Genomic DNA, 16,923 nt, shown 5'->3' on the forward strand with positions numbered 1-16,923 from the left:
TCAGTCAACTTATGTATCGACTGAACCACCGCCTTCGCGAGCAAGCCCGCTCCCACATGGGATTGTATTCCACACTCCCGGAATCAGTGGCCGCTTGCCGCTGGCCCCGCCTTCGCCGTAAACGGCGGCTTCGCCAACCACACCAGCAACATCAACCCCATGAACATCCACCCCAGCAACGTGAAGTAATCCACGGTGGACATCATGTACGCCTGGCTGGTGAGGATCTGGTCCAGCTGCGTGTAGGCCTTCTGCCCTGCCCCACCGAGCGCCTGTAAGGCATCGCGCGTGGCCGAGTCGTAGGTGGTCATGTTTTCGCTCATGTACGCATGATGCTGGTCCGCCCGGCGAATCCAGATCCAGGTGGTCAGCGATGCCGCAAAGCTGCCGCCCAGGGTCCGCAGGAACGTCGCCAGGCCAGCGCCGTCGGCGATCTGGTGCGGCGGCAAATCGGACATCAGGATGCTCAAGGTCGGCATAAAGAACAGCGCCACGCCGATGCCCATGAACAGCTGCACCAGGGCGATGTGCTGGAAGTCCACCTGGTTGGTGAAGCCCGCGCGCATAAAGCAGCTCAAGCCAATCGCCAGGAACGCCAGGCCCGCCAGCAAGCGCAGGTCGAACTTGTGCGCGTACTTGCCCACGAACGGCGACATCAACACCGGCAGGATGCCAATCGGCGCCACCGCCAGGCCGGCCCAGGTCGCGGTGTAGCCCATCTGGGTTTGCAGCCACTGCGGCAGGATCAGGTTGATGCCAAAGAAGCCCGCATAACCGAGGATCAACACAATGGTGCCGATGCGAAAGTTGCGGTAGGCAAACAACCGCAGGTTGACCACCGGGTGCTTGTCGGTGAGTTCCCAGATGATGAACACCGCCAGGGCAATCACCGAAATCGCCGCACCGATGATGATGAAGTTGGACTCGAACCAGTCCAGGTCATTGCCCTTGTCGAGGATGATCTGCAACGCACCCACGCCGACGATCAAGCTCAGCAGCCCGACGTAATCCATCGGTTGGTGGCTGGTGACCACCGGGCGTTTCTTCAACTGCGAACGCACCACCATCACCGCAAAGATGCCGATGGGCACGTTGATAAAGAAGATCCACGGCCAGCTGTAGCTGTCGGTGATCCAGCCGCCGAGGATCGGCCCGGCAATCGGCGCCACCACCGTGACCATCGCCAGCAACGCCAGGGCCATGCCGCGCCTGGCCGGTGGGTAGACCGCGATCAGCAACGTCTGGGTCATCGGGTACAACGGCCCGGCGACCAAGCCTTGCAGCACCCGAAAACCAATCAGCTCGGGCATTGAAGTGGAAATACCGCAGAGGAACGACGCCAGCACAAACAGGATCGTCGCCCAGAGGAACAGCTTCACCTCGCCAAACCGGCGGCTCAGCCAACCGGTGAGCGGCAAGGCGATGGCGTTGCTCACCGCAAACGAGGTGATGACCCAGGTGCCCTGCTCCGAACTCACGCCGAGGTTGCCGGAAATCGTCGGCAAGGCCACGTTGGCGATGGTGGTGTCGAGCACCTGCATAAAGGTCGCCAGCGACAGGCCAATAGTGGCCATCAACAGGCTGGGTGGCGTGAAGGAGGCGTTATTGCTCATCAGCGTTGCACAGCCTTGGGCGCGGCGAGGCTGTTGTCATGGATCAACTGGGTAATCATGGCGTCGGCTTCGGCGAGTTGGCGGTCATACACGGTGGTGCTGAACGAGGCTTTTTGCGGCGCCTGTTGCGCCAGCACCGGGCCGCTCTGGTCGTGCAGGTCCACATTGACCACGGTGGACAAGCCCACCCGCAGCGGATGCTTGGCCAATTCTTCGGCATTGATGTGGATGCGCACCGGCACCCGCTGCACGATCTTGATCCAGTTACCGGTGGCGTTCTGCGCCGGCAACAGGGCAAACGCACTGCCGGTGCCCGCGCCGAGGCTGTCGATGGTGCCGCTGAACTTCACGTCGCTGCCGTAGATGTCCGACTCGATGTCCACCGGCTGGCCGATGCGCATGTCGCGCAGCTGGGTTTCCTTGAAGTTGGCGTCGATCCACAGCTGGTTCAGCGGGATCACCGCCATCAGCGCCGTGCCTGGCTGTACGCGCTGGCCCAGTTGCACGGTGCGCTTGGCCACGTAGCCGGTGACCGGTGCAATCAAGGTGCTGCGCGCATTGGTCAGGTAGGCCTGGCGCAATTGCGCGGCGGCGGCTTGCACGTCCGGATGGGACGAGATCACGGTGTCATCTACCAGCGCATTGGTGGTTTTCAGTTGCTGCTCAAGGTTGGTCAGCGCGTTTTTTGCCGCCGTCAGGCTGTCACGGGCGTGGGACAGTTCTTCCTGGGAAATCGCCCCGCCCTGGGCCAGGGTTTTACGCCGGTTGAAGTTGTCCTGGGCGGTTTGCACATCGGCTTTCTGTGCGTTGACCTGGGCTTTCATGCCATCGACGTTGCTGTACAAACCACGCACCTGGCGCACCGTGCGCGCCAGGTTGGCCTCGGCACTTTGCAGGCCGACGGCGGCGTCGTTGGGGTCGAAGTTGACCAGCACCTGGCCTTCGTGGACCAGGTCGCCATCATCGGCGCCGATGCTGACCACGGTGCCGGTGACCAGCGGGGTGATTTCCACCACGTTGCCGTTCACGTAGGCGTCGTCGGTGCTTTCACTGAAGCGCCCGTAGAGTTCGTGCCAGGCCCATACGCCGGCGACGCCGAGGATGACGATCAGCGCCAGGCCGATCAGCATGACCTTGCGTTTGCGTGGGTTGTTGTCTTGCGCTGTTGCGGTGTTGCTGTCGGCAGTGGCCATGACGATTACCTCAAATTATTCCGTACGCGTGGCTGGGGTGGCCGCGGCCACATTTGCGGCGTTGAACCCGCCACCCAGGGCCTGCATCAATTGAATCGACAGATCGATCTGCGCTGCGTTGAGCGTTGCCAACTGGCGCTGGGCCTGCAGCAATTGCTGCTCGATGCTCAGCACATCCAGGTAGTTGCCGATGCCCGAGCTGTAGCGCTGCACGCCGGTGTCGTAGGACTGCTGGGCGATGTCGGCAGCGTGTTGCTGGGCCTGGATCTGCCGGCCGGTGTCGCGCAGCTGGGTGATGGCGTTGCCAATGTCACCCAAGGCTTGCACCAGGGTTTTGTTGTACTGGGCCACGGCCAGGTCGTAGTCGGCGTCGCGGGCATCGAGGTCGGCGCGCAGACGGCCGCCGTCGAAGATCGGCAAGGAGATCGTCGGCGCAATGCTGAAGAAACGGCTGGCCGAACCAAACATCGCATCCCCCAGCAACGACTCGGCCCCGGCGCTCGCGCTCAGGTTGAGGTTGGGGTAGAAGCGGGTTTTGCTCGCGGCGATGTTCTTGCTCGCGGCCTCGACACGCCAACGCGCGGCGATCAGGTCGGGGCGTCGGCCGAGCAGTTCGGCGGGCAGTACCGACGGCACGGCGACGGCGCTTGGTTTAAGCACGTTGGGGCGGCTCAACTCGCCGCCACGGTCGGGGCCTTTGCCGAGCAACACCGCCAGGGCGATCTTGGCGCTGGCCAGTTGTTTTTCCGCGTCGATCAATTGCGATTGCGAGCTGGCTTCCAGGCTTTCGGTCTGCTGGTACTGGTATTGGCTGTCGATGCCCGAGTTCAGGCGACGCTTGCCGAGGTCGAGCATCTGCCGGGTGCGCTTGAGGTCGTCATTGGCCAGGTCACGCACGATATGCGCCTGGCCCAGGTCGCTGTAGGCCTTGGCCACGTTGGCGGCCAGGGTCAGGCGTGCGGCCTGCTGGTCGACTTCGGCAGCGCGGGCCTGGCCCAGCGCGGCTTCCCAGGCGGCGCGCTGGCCACCCCACAGGTCGAAGTTGTAACTGAAGCTGGCGCCGATATTTCGCACGGTGGCGTAGGCATCGCCCTGCCCCAGCGGATCTTTGTCCTTGGCCAGGCGCGAGCGGCTCACACCGGCGCTGGCGTCCAGGGTCGGCATGCGTGCGGCATCGGCGGCAAACGCTGCGGCTTCGGCCTGATGGGCGCGGGCGCTGGCGACTTGCATGTCCGGGCTGTTTTGCAGGGCCTCGGCGATCAGGCCGTCGAGTTGTGGGTCGCCAAGGCTTTTCCACCAGTCGGCGCTCGGCCAGGCGGCGGGCGACAGCGTCACGCCGCTCAGGGATTTACCGGCTTGCAGGGTATTCGTGTCGAGGCGCTGGCCCTGGGTGTCGAGGCCGCTGAAGTTGGCGCAACCGGCCATGCTCATGGCCACCAGCACCAGGCAAAGGGCGCGTGTGTTCATTCTTTACCTACCCGCAGCAGGGTGATGGAGTCACCTGCGGCTATCAGAATTTTCTTGAGGATGCGTTCCAGGTCTGCCAGTTCGCCGGGCTCCAGAGAGCCGGCCAACTGGTTCAGGGCTTCGGTGCCAACGTGGGGCAAGGTGTCCGCAAGTTTCTGGCCTTCGGCCGTCAGCACCAGTTGCACTTGGCGACGGTCCTGGGCCGAGCGTTGGCGTTCGAGCAAGCCCTTCTGCTCCAGGCGGTCGAGCATGCGGGTCATCGAGCCGCTGTCCAGGGACAGGTGGCGGCACAGCTCGGCCGGAGTGTCGATGCCGTACAGCGCCATGATGACCAACACCTTGAACTGCGCGGCGGTGATGCCGTACGGCTCCATATGGGTGTCGATAATCCGGTCTTTGAGCAGTGCGGCGCGGCCCAGCAACAGGCCGAGGTGGCAGTTGTGGAAGTTGTCGGGGGTGAAGTGTTTCATTGGGAAGTCACCTTATTACTGCCTAAGCAGTGAATGTGTGACGAGATGTTACTGCTTAGGCAGCGAATGTCAAATGGAATAATTAGCTTGCTTGGTAATTCCGCGGGACGGTTCTAAGGATCGTCTGATTTCTCCTACCTCCCCCCGTCCCTACAGTGCCGGGATGCGATTAAAGAATGTCCTCCATCAAATCAGTCCGGTCCTTTCCACGCCCTATGCCGCACGCCGCCTCTTGCGTGTGTTTGCCCTGGTGCTGCTGGTGGGCATTCTCGGCGGCGTGTACAGCTTTTTGCTGTTTACCTTCAACAACGAAGTCTCCCAGCGGCGCAGCTACATGAGCAGCGCCATCGCCGAGGCGCATACGTTTTTCACCACCCGCGAGGCGCTGCTGGAGAGCCTCAGCCTGTCGGCCACACGAGAGGCCGAATCGGGCCTGCCGGTCTCCGATGAAGAAATCCGCCTGCTGCTGGGGCAAACGCCGGGCCGGCAATGGAGCATCTGGCTGACCCAGCGCATGCGCGATTATTTGCGGGACAAGCAGCTCAACCTGCTCTATGTCAGCAGCGCCGCCCAGGTGTCGCGGCTGTACGACACCACCCCGGCGGCCGCCGATTTCCCCCCGGCGATGCTCGGCCAACTGCAAGCCCTCAAGCATCAGGACGCCTTGCGCGAACTGTGGCTGACCCACGCCAGCGACGGGCATTCGCAGCTGTACATCTTCATTCGCCTGGACGAGCGCGACCCGCAGTCCGGCTGGCTCGGCCTGGAAATGGACGACCGCGAAGTCTCCAATGCCCTCAACGACCACAGCGCCGGTGAGTTCACCATGTTCAACGCCCAGGGCATGCCGCTGTTCACCAACAGCCACAACCCCCCGCCCGGGCAAAACCTGCCGCTGCTGCGGCAACAGGACTTCTTCGGCTTTGTCGGCAGCGGCTGGTTGCCCGAGCAATTGGTGTTGCGCAAACAGCTGAAATCCTCGGACTGGCAACTCACCTACTCCATCGACCTGCGCGCAGTGCTGTGGGCCTTGTGGCCGCAAATCAGCGGTGCGCTGCTGTTCTGCCTGCTGAGCATCAGCCTGGTGTGCCTGCTGACCCGGCGCCTGGAGCACCGTTTTATCAAACCCGCGATCCATCGCATCCAGGCGCTGGTGGAAAGCGAGCTGTTCAGCCGCGACGTGATCCAGACCGCCCCCGTGGCCCTCTGCGTGCTGCGCCGCACCGACGGTCAGGTGGTGCTGGAAAACACCCTCGCCCAACACTGGCTCGGCCAGAGCAGCGAACAACTGGGCGCCGGTTGGATCGAGGGTGCTTTCGACCCCTGCACGCCGTGCCTCACGGACTACTTCGAGACCGCCGATGGCCGCCATCTGTACCTGAGTTGCGCACCCACGCGCTACAAAGGTGAAGACGTGTTGCTCTGCGCCTTCAGCGACATCAGCGCACGCACCCAGATCGAAGCGGCGCTGGAACAGGCGCGCCAGGCCGCCGACACCGCCAACGAAGCCAAGACCCTGTTCCTCGCGACCATGAGCCATGAAATCCGCACGCCGCTCTACGGCGTGCTCGGCACCCTGGAACTGCTGGCCCGCACGCGCCTGGACGCGCAACAGAAAAGCTACCTGCGGGCCATCGAAGGTTCCTCCGCGACCCTGTTGCAATTGATCTGCGATGTGCTGGACGTGTCCAAGATCGAAGCCGGGCAACTGGCCCTGGAGCTGAGCGAATTCTCCGTGCCCGCCCTGGTGCTGGAAGCGGTACAAGGCTACGCCGCCGCCGCGCACAGCAAGGGTTTGCAACTGTACGCCTGCCTCGACCCACACTTGCCGGAACGGCTGATCGGCGACGTCAGCCGCGTGCGGCAGATCCTCAACAACCTGCTGAGCAACGCCGTCAAGTTCACCGACTCCGGGCGCGTGGTGCTGCGGGTCAAGCTGCTCAGCCGCGAAGGCGAGCGGGTGTGCCTGCAATGGCAAGTCTCGGACACCGGCAAAGGCATTGCGCCGGCCGACCAGGCGTTGATCTTCGAGCCGTTCTACCAGACCGAAGGCAACACCAACGTGGTCGCGGGCACCGGCCTCGGCCTGCCTATCTGCCTGCGCCTGACCCACTTGATGAACGGCACTCTGCGCACGGTCAGCGAGCCCGGCCTGGGCAGCAGTTTTTCCCTGACCCTGCCGTTGGAGCAACCCTGCGCCAGTGCTACGGCTGCGCACCTGAACGAGTTGGCGGCAGAGATCGTCTACGTGATCTCGCCGGTGCGCGAACTGGCCGAGAGCGCCTGTGGCTGGCTGCGCCGCTGGGGCGCCCGGCCGCAGATCGGCGTGCCGTCCTGCCTGGCGCTGGCCGACAACGGCGTGCTCCTGGAGCTGCATCCCGGCCCCATCGAATCCGCCTTCAGCGCGCCCTGGCACGGGCCGCGGGTTATCGCCAGCGGCGAGGGTGCATTTGCACCGCAGTTCACGGGCGGCGGCTGGAAGGTCAACCTCAATGATCTGCAAGCCATCCACCAGGCGGTTCACCAAGCCCAGGGCGGCCAGGTGGCCCTGCCGTCGGCGTCAGGCGACCTACGCGACCTGCGCCCGTTGCACCTGCACATCCTGGTGGCCGAAGACAACGTCATCAACCAACTGATTCTGCGCGACCAACTCGAAGAGCTGGGCTGCACCGTGGTCTTGAGCAGCGATGGTGAAGAAGCCCTGTCACGCTGGCACGACGGCGCCTTCGACATCGTGCTCACCGACGTCAACATGCCCAGGCTCAACGGCTACGAACTGGCCGAAGCCCTGCGCAACCTGGGTTGCACCACCCCGATCATCGGCGCCACCGCCAACGCCCTGCGCGGTGAGGACGCCTTGTGCCTGGCGGCTGGCATGAACCAGTGCCTGGTCAAACCTTTTACGCTGCGAGCCTTGTTCAGTGCCCTGGCTCCCTACGAACGAGTCGTTTATGAAGCCCTGTAGCATCCTGATTGTCGAAGACCATCCCTTCCAACACCTGTATTTGCAAAACCTGTTCAACGAGCTGGGGGATTTTCACCTGGAGTGCGCCAAGGACGGCGAAGAAGCCTTGGCCTGCCTGAAAAAGCGCGACTATGACCTGGTGCTCACCGACCTGCTGATGCCGGGCATGGACGGCGTGCAGTTTATCCAGGGCCTGGCCGCGCAACCCTCGCGACCGGCGCTGGCGATCATGAGCGCCGCCTCCCGGCGCATGCTGATGGGCGCCAGCCTGGTGGCGAGCAACCTGCAAGTGAAGGTCATCGGGTTGATTTCCAAACCGGTGAATGCCGCTGCCCTGCGCTGCCTGATCGACCAATTGCAGGCGCTGCGCCACACCGCACCGGCCGAAACCCAACCCGGCATTGATCGCCAGAGCCTGTTGAACGCCTTGGATAACGGCGAGCTGCAAGCGTGGTTCCAACCCAAGAAAGCCCTGAACAATGGCCGTATCGTCGCCGCCGAAGCGCTGGTGCGCTGGATTCATCCCGAGCACGGCACGCTGCTGCCAGGCCTGTTCCTGCCCGCGCTAATCGCCTTCAACCTGGAAGAACGCCTGCTCTGGCGGATACTGGAACAGGCCATCGCCGCCCAAGCCACGTGGCGCCAAGAGGGCTATGACATCCCGGTCTCGGTCAACCTGCCCACCCACCTGCTCAACAGCCATGACCTGCCGGACCGCATCCTCGCCTTCGTCCACGCGCATGAGGGCCTGCCCGCGCGGATCTGCTTCGAACTGATGGAATGCTCGGTGCCCGACGACATCAGCAACTTCTACGCCGGCGCCTGCCGTTTGCGCATCAAGGGCTTTGGCCTGTCCCAGGACGATTTCGGCAAGGGCTACAGTTCGTACATGAACCTGGTGTCGGCGCCGTTTACCGAATTGAAGATCGACCGCGCGCTGGTGCAGGGCTGCAACGCCAACGAAGAAATGGCCCAGGCGCTCACCAGTATTGTCAGCCTGGGGCGCCAATTGGGCCTGACGGTGGTGGCCGAAGGTGTGGAAACTGCGCAAGAACTTGCGCTGTTGCGTAAGATCGACTGCACTCAGGTCCAGGGTTTCCTGATCTCTCACGCCGTGTCTTCGGATCAATTCCAGCAATTGCTGACCCACGACGGGCCGGCGAACGTGTATTGACCCGCAGCCGGCTGTTGACGTACGTCGCTTGCCACCGAGGTCATTGTGTCCAAAGGCTGTCCCTTCTAATGCCCCATCCCAACGCCTTCCTGGAGAAGCTGGCGCGCAGTTCGTTGCGCCTGAACAAAGGCCTGATGGTGCTCGGCGCCCTGGTCCTGCTGTTGCTGGGCATCAGTTACCTGGGGGTGCAGCGTGTGATCGACGAACAGCACGACACCTTCCAGTTCCACTTCGCCCGGCTGATGGAAAATATCCAGGAGCAGGAAGATTTCCTGCAGAACATCTCGCGGGAAAGCGTCAAGGACACACTCAACCCCTCGGCCATGCTGCCGCCCTATGTGCAGAAGCCGCTGCCCGAGGCCGGGCCGAATATCTTTGAAGGGCGCGGGCTGCCGTTCTCCCTGCCCTACAGCCTGAAGATCAACCCGGACAAGATCGCCGCCGAGCAATACCCCAAGGTCTTCGCCCTCGGCACCTACCTCTCGGCCTACTACAGCGCGTTCTGGGCCGCGTCGCACTATCAGGCGCCCCAGGTGGTCCTGCTCAATGGCCCGGACAACTACGACGTGACCGTGCCCGCCGCCGGGCGCTTGCGTGGCGCGGGGCAGAACGAAATCGGCGCGCTGGTCGAGGCCATGACCCGACTGAACGCGCAACTGCACGCACAGAACACCCCGCAGAACGAACATCAGGTGCAGTGGCAACCCTACACAGACGACAAAGGCGCACCGACCCTGTTGGCCTACGTCGATATCGACCTGGCGTCGACCGCCCTGAGCATCGAGGGCGCCAATACCTGGGTGGTCGTGGCTTCGCTGCTGAAACTGGCGCAAGTCAACAATATCGAGCGGTTGATGCAATGGTCGATCTACGATGATTTCACCTTGATAACCCCTGCCGGCGCGGTCCTGACGGGCACCCTCAAGCCTGGCCAGGTGCTGCATGAAGGGGTCAACTTCACCCGCGACGGCCTGGTGTTCAAGCTCATCAGCGCCGGCGCGCAGCACTGGACGGCGATCTACGTCATCAGTATCGCGAGCTTCCTCGACTTCGCCCTATGGCCCTTGCTGTGCCTGGTGGCCCTGGTGCTGGCGGCGCTTGCCGGCAGCCGCGTGGTCAACCGCTGGTACACCAGCGAAGTGGTGCTGCCCGCCCAGCAAGCACACGCCAGCATCGCCGAGAGCGAAGCGTTCAGCCGCGCGGTGATCGACACCGCGCCCACCGGCCTGTGCGTGATCCGCCGCAACGATCACCGCGTGCTCCTGGAGAACCGACGTGCCCAACAGTGGCACGACACCCACCAACTGATCGACTTGCTCCAGCAACAGCCGCCCACCCAACCTGGCCAGGCGCACCTGGAGATCGCCGGCTGCCACCTGCACGTGGCCTTCGTGCCCACCCGTTACCAGGGCCAGGATGCCTGGCTGTGTGCGCTGCATGATGTGACCCGGCATGTGGAAGACGCCGCCGCCCTGGAAGACGCGCGCCACGCCGCCGACTCGGCGAACCAGGCCAAGAGCCGCTTCCTCGCGACCATGAGCCATGAAATCCGCACCCCGCTGTACGGCGTACTGGGCACCCTGGAATTGCTCGGCCTCACCCCACTCGCCCCGCGCCAGCAGGATTACCTGCACACCATCCAGCGCTCCTCGGCCACCTTGTTTCAACTGATTAGCGACGTGCTGGATGTGTCGAAGATCGAGGCCGGGCAGATGACCCTTGAATGCCAGGACTTCTGCCCGCTGGAGCTGACCGAAGACAGCGTGCGCACCTACAGCGCCTTTGCCCAGGCCAAGGGCCTGCAACTGTATGCCTGCATCGACCCGGCGCTGCCCAACCAGTTGCGCGGCGACCCGCTGCGCATTCGCCAGATCCTCAACAACCTGTTGAGCAACGCGATCAAGTTCACCGATTACGGCCGCGTGGTGCTGCGCGTAAGGGTGGCGGAACCAGTGGACGGCCTGGTGCAGGTACAGTGGCAGGTGAGTGACTCGGGCGTCGGCATTTCCCAGGAACAACAGCAACAACTGTTCGACCCGTTCTATCAGGTCAACGATGCCACCAGCCAGGCCGGCGCCGGGTTGGGCCTGGCGATCTGCAAATGGTTGTGTGAGTTGATGCACGGCCAGCTGAACCTGGTCAGCGAACCCGGGCTGGGCAGCAGCTTCACCCTGCAACTCGCGCTGGAAGCGCTACCGGGCGCCCTGGCCGATTGCCCCGCGTTCAGCCCGGGCACACCCGCCGTCTACGTACGCGCCCCGATCGCCGAACTGGCGCAGCACGTCACCGGCTGGCTCAACCGCCTCGGCCTCGACAGCCGCCTCGTGACGGCTGAACCCGCGCCCGCCTCGGCGTTGCTGGTGGACCTGCTGCCCACCGCCAACAGCCCCGCCTGGCCAGGCCCCCGGCTCATCGCCGAACCCGGCGGGCCGAACCCCGCACAACCCACGGGTGCAGATTGGGCCGTCGATGCCCATGACATCCGTGCCATTGCCTGGGCGATTGACCTGGCGCAGCCAGGTGCCAACGCCAGCCGCCCCGCCCCGGCGGCCACGCGCCACGACCTGAACCTGCACGTGCTGGTGGCCGAAGACAACGCGATCAACGCGGCGATCATCAAGGAGCAACTGGAAGCCCTGGGCTGCGCGGTGACGCTCACCGCCAACGGCGAACAGGCGCTGGCCCAATGGCTGCCGGGACGGTTTGACCTGGTCCTCACCGACGTCAACATGCCCGTGATGAACGGCTACCAATTGACCGAAGCCCTGCGCCAGCAAGACGCCCAGCTGCCGATTATCGGCATCACCGCCAACGCCCTGCGCGAAGAAGGCGAGCGCTGCGCCGCCGTCGGCATGAACGCCTGGATGGTCAAGCCGCTGAACCTGGCCACCTTGCGCGCGCAGTTGGAGCAACAGTGCCAGGTCGCCCTGCCGGCGCCCGTCGAACTGCCACAGCTGTCGCCGAAAATGCGTGAGTTGTTTGTCAGCACGCTGCGCCAGGACGTCCACGCCACCCTGGCGGCGATGAACCGGAACGATGCCAACGCCGTGGCCCAGCAACTGCACAGCATGGCCGGCGCCCTGGGCGCGGTGCAGGCGGCTGGCATGGCCACTGCGTTTGTCGAGCTGGAGTGCCGCTTGACCGGCATGGCCATCACCCCTGCCTTGGCCCTCGAGGTCCGGCAGAACCTGGCTCAACTGAATGCTCTACTCGATGCCCTCGAATAATTTCACTCTGGATAAACACCCATGGAAATCCTCAACGTAGTTATTGCCGACGATCACCCCATCGTACTGGTCGGGGTCAGGGAGCTGATCGAGCGTAACGAGCGCTTTCGCGTGGTCGGAGAGGCCGTGTGCTCCAACGCTTTAATCAGCCTGCTGGAATCCACCCGCGTGGACCTGGTCATCACCGACTTCAACATGCCCGGCGATTCACCCTACGGTGACGGCCTGAAACTGGTGGAGTACCTGACACGGCACTTCCCCCAGGTGCGGGTGCTGGTGCTGACCATGATCTCCAACCCGTTGATCCTGACGCGCCTGCAAGAACTCGGGGTATTGGCGGTGATCCAGAAGCACCAGTTGCACGACGAGATCCAGGCAGCGCTCAAGGCCATTGCCCGGGGCAACCCGATTCGCAACAGCGGGCCGGCGCCGACGTCGGTGATCGAGTCGAGCGCGGACTTGAATGAACGCTTTACCCGGTTGTCGCCCAAGGAACATGAAATCCTGCGTTTATTCGTGGGCGGGCAAAGTGCCAATGAGATCGCCCGAAACTTGAACCGAAGTGCCAAGACCATCAGCACCCAGAAAGTCGCGGCGATGCGCAAGTTGGAAGTTAGTAGCGACCGTGACTTATTGGCTTATTGCATCGAGCGCAACTTGTTCAACTAGCACTTATTCAAACACTTTAGCTTCTAAGGATCGTCTTATGTCCAACTAAACACCCGCGCTATATCGTGTTGTTTCAACTCCCTGTATGGAAAAACAACATGAAACAGCTTTCTCGGACACTGATGGCCCTGTCGATCTTCGCCGCTGGCCATGCGTTCGCCGCCGAACCTGGCACACCGACCAAGGCCGGTAGCGGCACCATCAACTTCACCGGCTCCATCAACAACGATGCTTGCTCCGTTGAAGGCGTCGGCCTGAACAAAACCATCTCGGTCAACATGGGCGAAGTGTCGATCAAAGACATGGGCACCGCCACCGCACCCAAAGGCAGCGGCACCCTGAGCTCCGAGAACTTCGACATGAAGATCAGCTGCAACGCCGGCACCAAAGTGGCGATGCTGTTCGAACCGACCAAAGGCGCAGGCTCGGGCGTTGTGACCGGCACCAAGGTACTGAAACTGATCGACGGCCTGGGCGCCGCCAAGAACGTCGGTATCGCCCTGCTAGACGCCAATGGCGCGCTCATCGACCTGAGCACGCCTGCCACCGCGAAGATCGAAAACACCCTGCAAGACAGCAACACCACGCTGAAATTCTCGGCTGCCTACGTCACCACCGCTGATGCCGCAACGGCTGTAGCCGGCCGTGGCGACGCGACCCTGCCGTTCACCCTGCAATACGAATAAACCGCGCGAACCCCAGGCGCAGTGCAGGGCCTTGCGGCCCTGCACTTTCATCAAACAGCGCGGTAGTTATCATGTTTAAACGTCACTCACTGTCCCTTTGCATGGGCCTGTTGGGCCTGCTCGCGGCCAGCCAGGCCACGGCCGGTATTTCATTGAGCAGCACACGCCTGATCTTTGACGGCAGCCACAAGGAAGCCGGTATCACCGTGCGCAACAACGGCGAAGCGGTGCTGATCCAGTCCTGGGTCGACACCGACAACACCCCGAATGCACCGTTCGCCGTCACCCCGCCCCTGGCGCGGGTCAATGGCGTGGAGCAACAACTGTTGCGGGTCATCTACGAAGGCGCAGGCATGCCCTCCGACCGTGAATCGGTGGTGTGGCTCAATGTGCAGGAAATCCCCCAGGCGTCGAAAGTGCAGAACACCTTGCAGCTTGCCGTGCGCCAGCGCATCAAAGTGTTCTTCCGCCCTGCGGGCCTGCAGAGCGAGGCTTACCTGGCGCCGACCGAATTGATGTGGAGCCTGGCCGAACGTGCCGGCAAGCCGGTGCTGGTGGTAACCAACCCGGGCCTGTATCACGTGTCGATTGCCGAAATCACCCTGCAAGCCGGCGGCATCAAAGAACACCCGTTTGATTCGATGATGATCGCGCCCGGCGAACAAAATGAGTTCAGCCTCAAGCAACTTGGCCGGGACAGTTCGCCCACGTTGTTATTCAGCAGCATTAATGACTATGGCGCCCAAGACCGCTATACCGCACACCTTTCAAACAGCGCCGACAGCCGCGCCAGCTTGAATAAAGAATCGCCATAACCCGTCTGCCATTCTGGCAAGCGCACTTTCACTGTATTTCTCTTCGCTCCGTTAGTTCGTATCGGAGGTGATATAGGGTTCCTGCATGTTTTTAATCAAGCGCAATGGATGGTCGCCGCTGCTGGTTGCCCTGGGTTTCAGCACAGCGTGCCAGGCCGAAGGCGATGAACAGTTCAATACTTCCTTTTTGCAAGGCGCGGCCTCCTCGGTCGATCTGCAATCCTTGCTCGCCAGCAGCAACGTACTACCCGGTAACTACCGGGTGGACTTGTATGGCAACGAAACCCTGGTGGGCCGCCGCGATATCGACTTCCGGCGCAACCCCGGCAGCGGCAAGATCGAGGCCTGCCTGACCCTGGACATGGTCCAACAACTGGGCGTCGATATCGCCAAGCTACAGGCCAGCGGCAAACTCGAAGGCAGCGACCCGAATGCCTGCCTCGACCTGCCCGCGCTGATCCCGGGTGCCACCATGCGCTACGACGTGCCGCGCCTGCGCCTGTTGGTGAGTGTGCCGCAGAGTGCCATGGAGCGTGGCCGCCGTGGCTACGTGGACCCGGCGCTGTGGGATGCCGGCGTGTCGGCGGCGTTTATCAACTACCAGTTGAGCAGCAACCGCAACAGCACCGAGGGGCAAAACACCCTGTCCAACAACCTCGGCCTGCGCAACGGCATCAACCTGGGCGGCTGGCGCTTGCGCAACGAGTCGAACTTCAACAGCAGCACCGACCGCCCGAGCACGTTCAAGAGCAACCGCAGCTACGTGCAACACGACGTGACCGCGTTGAAGGGCCAGTTCAGCGCCGGGGATATTTTCTCCGATACCGACCTGTTCGACAGCGTGCGCTATCGCGGGGTCAAGCTGGGCTCCGACGACGGCATGCGTGCCGACAGCGAACGCGGCTATGCGCCGATCATCCGCGGAATCGCGCAAACCAGCGCCACCGTGGAGATCCGCCAGAACAACTACATCCTCTACACCGCCAACGTGCCGCCCGGCCCGTTCGAGATCAGCGACATCTACCCCAGCGGCTCCAACGGCGACCTGGAAATCACCGTGATCGAAGCCGATGGCAGCCGCCGGGTCACAGTGCAGGCGTTTTCCAGCCTGCCGATCATGGTGCGCGAAGGCCAACTCAAATACAGCCTGTCGGCCGGCCAATACAACAGCAACAGCGACGGGCAACAGTCGCCGCAGTTTGTCAGCAGCACCCTGGCCTACGGCATCAGCAGCAACTTGTCCGGCATCGTCGGCGTGCAGGCCAGCGAGGACTTCAAGGCGATGTCCGTGGGTGTCGGGCGCAACACGCCGATCGGCGCCGTGTCGCTGGACATGACTCACTCCGCCAGCCGCACCTTCGGCCAGGCCGTCACCGGCAACAGCCTGCGCGCCTTATATGCCAAGACCTTTACCGGCACCGACACCAGCTTCACCCTCGCGGCCTACCGCTATTCCACCGAGGGCTATCGCACCCTCACCGAGCACGTCGAGGAACTGAGCAGCGACGGCCAACGGCGTACCGGCAACTCGAAAACCCGCACCGACCTCACCGTCAACCAGAGCCTTGGCCGCAACCAGCAATACGGCAGCGTCTATATGAATGCCAGCGACCAGCGCTACTGGAGCCGTGGCGGTTCGCAAAGCCTGTCGGCGGGCTACAGCAACTATTGGGGTCAGGTGAGCTACAACTTCGGCGCCACCTACTCCAAGGATGTGGGCAACGCCGGGCCGTCGAACAATGACACCCTGGTCAACCTGTCGCTGTCGTTTCCGCTCGGCTCGACCCCGCGCGCACCGAGGGCGTTTGTCTCTTCCAGCACGCAGAAAAACAACGACACCACCCAAGTGGGCGTCAACGGCTACCTGACCGACGACAGCGACACCTATTACTCGCTGCAAGGCGGCAACAGCAGCACCGGCGGCAGCACCGGCTCGGCCAACCTCAGCACGCGCACTTCGGTGATGGATGTCAGTGCCAGTTACAGCCAGGGCCGTGGCTACAATTCGCAGAGCCTGAATGTCGCCGGCTCGGTGGTCGGCCACGCTGGCGGGATCAACCTCGGGCAAACCGTGGGCGAGACCTTTGCGCTGGCGCAAGTCGAAGGCGTGACCGGGGTGAACATCGGCAGTTTCTCCGGGGCCAAGACCGGCAGCAATGGCTATGCGGTGGTGCCCAATGCGCAACCCTACCGGGTCAACTGGATCAGCCTCGACACCCGCGACCTGGGCGCCGACATCGAGATCGACAACGCCACCCAACAAGTGGTGCCGCGACGCGGTGCCGTGGTGCTGGCGCGCTATGTCAGCAAGACCGGGCGCCGCGTGCAGTTCGCGCTGTTCGATGCCAAGCAGCAGCCGATTCCGTTTGGTGCTTCGCTGGAAGACAGTGCGGGCAAGCAGATGGCCATTTCCGATCCCAACGGCAAGGCGCTGGCCTTGGTTGAGCAGGATGCAGGTACGTTGGTGATCAAGTGGGGTGAGCAGCAGTGCCAGGCGTCGTATGCGTTGGGGGAACGCAACAAGGCGTTGAACTATGAGCGGGTGGACTTGAGGTGCGCCCCACCATTTCAGGAACACCAATAACTAAATGTGGGAGCGGGCTTGAACTGGTCAAGTAATCTTGGACACCGATTAAGGTTCACG

11 protein-coding genes are annotated in these 16,923 nt (G+C 63.0%); 7 read left to right on the plus strand and 4 right to left on the minus strand.

Features of this window, described 5'->3' with window-relative positions:
• Window positions 1–83: 83 nt before the first annotated feature.
• The 4 genes from NUV89_RS20350 to NUV89_RS20365 are packed head-to-tail and all read right to left on the minus strand — an operon-like array spanning window position 84 to window position 4,743.
• Window positions 84–1,613, minus strand: a complete 1,530-nt coding sequence (locus NUV89_RS20350; RefSeq protein WP_257782717.1) for a DHA2 family efflux MFS transporter permease subunit — start codon at window positions 1,611–1,613, stop codon at window positions 84–86.
• On the minus strand, window positions 1,613–2,806 hold the full coding sequence (locus NUV89_RS20355) for an efflux RND transporter periplasmic adaptor subunit (protein ID WP_257782718.1): 1,194 nt from the start codon (window positions 2,804–2,806) through the stop codon (window positions 1,613–1,615). The genes NUV89_RS20350 and NUV89_RS20355 overlap by 1 nt, the downstream gene beginning before the upstream one ends.
• A 15-nt stretch (window positions 2,807–2,821) precedes the next feature.
• Window positions 2,822–4,273, minus strand: a complete 1,452-nt coding sequence (locus NUV89_RS20360; protein ID WP_257782719.1) for an efflux transporter outer membrane subunit — start codon at window positions 4,271–4,273, stop codon at window positions 2,822–2,824.
• Window positions 4,270–4,743, minus strand: coding sequence for a MarR family winged helix-turn-helix transcriptional regulator (locus tag NUV89_RS20365; RefSeq protein ID WP_017734195.1), 474 nt, complete (start codon window positions 4,741–4,743; stop codon window positions 4,270–4,272). Before NUV89_RS20365 ends, NUV89_RS20360 begins: the two co-directional genes overlap by 4 nt.
• A 163-nt stretch (window positions 4,744–4,906) precedes the next feature.
• On the opposite strand from NUV89_RS20365, the gene NUV89_RS20370 reads away from it, so the two are divergent.
• The 7 genes from NUV89_RS20370 to NUV89_RS20400 all read left to right on the plus strand — a co-directional run bounded on the left by NUV89_RS20370 (window position 4,907) and on the right by NUV89_RS20400 (window position 16,863).
• Complete coding sequence (locus NUV89_RS20370) at window positions 4,907–7,708, plus strand: ATP-binding protein (RefSeq protein WP_257782720.1); 2,802 nt, start codon at window positions 4,907–4,909, stop codon at window positions 7,706–7,708.
• Complete coding sequence (locus NUV89_RS20375; RefSeq protein ID WP_257782721.1) at window positions 7,695–8,882, plus strand: EAL domain-containing protein; 1,188 nt, start codon at window positions 7,695–7,697, stop codon at window positions 8,880–8,882. Before NUV89_RS20370 ends, NUV89_RS20375 begins: the two co-directional genes overlap by 14 nt.
• 68 nt (window positions 8,883–8,950) lie before the next feature.
• Window positions 8,951–12,109: a hybrid sensor histidine kinase/response regulator gene (locus tag NUV89_RS20380; RefSeq protein ID WP_257782722.1), complete on the plus strand. Its 3,159-nt coding sequence runs from the start codon at window positions 8,951–8,953 to the stop codon at window positions 12,107–12,109.
• A gap of 21 nt (window positions 12,110–12,130) precedes the next feature.
• The gene (locus tag NUV89_RS20385) at window positions 12,131–12,778 is read left to right on the plus strand and encodes a response regulator (RefSeq protein WP_257782723.1); all 648 of its coding nucleotides are present in this window, start codon (window positions 12,131–12,133) and stop codon (window positions 12,776–12,778) included.
• Between the two features lie 98 nt (window positions 12,779–12,876).
• Window positions 12,877–13,464 carry a fimbrial protein gene (locus tag NUV89_RS20390; protein ID WP_257782724.1) on the plus strand — a complete coding sequence of 196 codons (588 nt, stop codon included), beginning with the start codon at window positions 12,877–12,879 and terminating at the stop codon, window positions 13,462–13,464.
• A 71-nt stretch (window positions 13,465–13,535) separates the two neighbouring features.
• Window positions 13,536–14,279: a molecular chaperone gene (locus tag NUV89_RS20395; protein ID WP_257782725.1), complete on the plus strand. Its 744-nt coding sequence runs from the start codon at window positions 13,536–13,538 to the stop codon at window positions 14,277–14,279.
• Window positions 14,280–14,364: 85 nt separating this feature from the next.
• Entirely contained in the window at window positions 14,365–16,863 is a 2,499-nt protein-coding gene (locus NUV89_RS20400) for a fimbria/pilus outer membrane usher protein (RefSeq protein ID WP_257782726.1), read from the plus strand.
• Window positions 16,864–16,923 lie beyond the last annotated feature (60 nt).

The organism is Pseudomonas sp. 18.1.10, from assembly GCF_024655625.1.
In the GTDB taxonomy this organism is placed as follows: Bacteria; Pseudomonadota; Gammaproteobacteria; order Pseudomonadales; family Pseudomonadaceae; genus Aquipseudomonas.